Consider the following 1,496-nt stretch of genomic DNA (forward strand, 5'->3'; position numbering starts at 1 on the left):
TAGGTGCGGCTTTCGTTCTTCCGGCGTTTGATATCAGTGTAGAAGCGGTAGCAGTCTTTAGAATCAACCCCGAATATCTTATAGAGAAGTGGGGCGAGCTGTTTGAGCGGCATATTGCCGTTGTTGATGCAGCCCATCACGTCTATGCCGTAGATAAGTTCCACGAGGTCGATGGCATTGCCCGTCCATTGAAGAAGGCTGGCGGTGGTTTCTGTTGCGTTGTTGGCGGATATTAGTGGTGGCACTTGGGGCGTGGCAAGGAATTTCTGCATCTTTCTTACGAAAGACAGAGCCTTGCTGACGTAGGCGGCAATCTCTCTTTTTTCTTCTGACAGATTACGTACGGGATGGTGCTGCAACTCGATTTCGATGTAGGCAAGCGCGATGACGGTAAGGTTCATGTCCATGCCGCCGTTGCACAGTTCGATCACTTGGGTGGCGAAAGCCGTGTATGCCGTTTCCATATTGCAGTCGCCGGCTTCGTTTATCAGGCGGAAAAAGTCGGTTTCCGCCAGCAAGAAATAATTCATGGTTCTGTCAATTTTGAAAATTACACTTTGTTTTCTGCGTGCGCACATGAATATAATTGGCAAAAAACGCGGCAGAAAATAAAAAATCCAACACTCAATTTTACAAAGTGCTGGATTTCAGAGGTATAAAATTCAGTATTTTTTCACAAGGACAAATTATCTCCGACTTAAATTGTTTGTAATCGGAACATTTATTCTATTCCTGAAAATAGAAATGTATGCTTGCCGCACATTTTGGCTATCTTGCTTTTTTATCAAGGATATAGATAATGCGACATACACCGTTGGGATAGCTTTTCAAAGAGGAAAGCGTCCAGTGTTGCTCTGGCAGAGCCGACTTAAAAAAATGTCGTCCGCTTCCGGATATGAAAGGAACGGTGTATAGTATGATTTCATCCACAGCGTGCATCCGCAGCAGTCCGTTTATATAGTCTGCCGTGTCCGGTGTGGCTTCCGCGAGGTAACGGATGTTTGTGCAGTCTTTTCTCCATTCGTGCAGCATTGAAATGGAATAGTCCGGTGTCACACGGTAAAAGGCTTTCTTCCTGATTTCATCAAGACCGCAACGGTCAAGGCACAAATCCTGATGTGCTTTATCATATAACTCTGAAGAAAGACATCCGTCCATCGTCAGTACGGCGAGAATCTGAACTTTACCCATAATCGTTTCCTTTCGTTAGGCAAGGGTAAAAAAGTAGCGTGCAATTCACACTACCTTCAAGCGATGGCTCTGGTAAAGCCTTTACGGAGAGTACGTGAATGCACGCTATGCGTAAGCATAGCATAAGCATCACGCAATCGTCTCCGTAGTTCCAATTTACCAGATTTTCGCTTGAAACGCCTTGCGGTCTTATCCTATATGTTGGCGGCGAAAAGCTCCTGCCAATCGCCGTTTTTCTCAAATGTTATGCAAAGATAGCCAAATTCAGTGAATTACGGGCTATGATTGCTTGAATTTATATTTAA

The 1,496-nt window shown here is 44.7% G+C and carries 2 protein-coding genes; both read right to left on the reverse strand.

What is annotated here, in order from left to right:
* On the reverse strand, positions 1 to 530 hold a 530-nt coding region (locus tag DWX23_RS24725; RefSeq protein WP_119958636.1), incomplete at its 3' end, for an RteC domain-containing protein.
* A 238-nt stretch (positions 531 to 768) separates the two neighbouring features.
* Positions 769 to 1,191 (reverse strand): dihydrofolate reductase family protein, encoded by a 423-nt coding sequence (locus tag DWX23_RS24730; protein ID WP_004291474.1) that lies wholly within the window; start codon positions 1,189 to 1,191, stop codon positions 769 to 771.
* Positions 1,192 to 1,496 lie beyond the last annotated feature (305 nt).

This window comes from Parabacteroides sp. AF18-52, assembly GCF_003479145.1.
Classification (GTDB): domain Bacteria; phylum Bacteroidota; class Bacteroidia; order Bacteroidales; family Tannerellaceae; genus Parabacteroides; species Parabacteroides faecis.

Excerpts from the sequence above, each read along its gene's own strand:
- DWX23_RS24730 (WP_004291474.1), bottom strand. The coding sequence starts at position 1,191 with ATGGGTAAAGTTCAGATTCTCGCCGTACTGACGATGGACGGATGTCTT.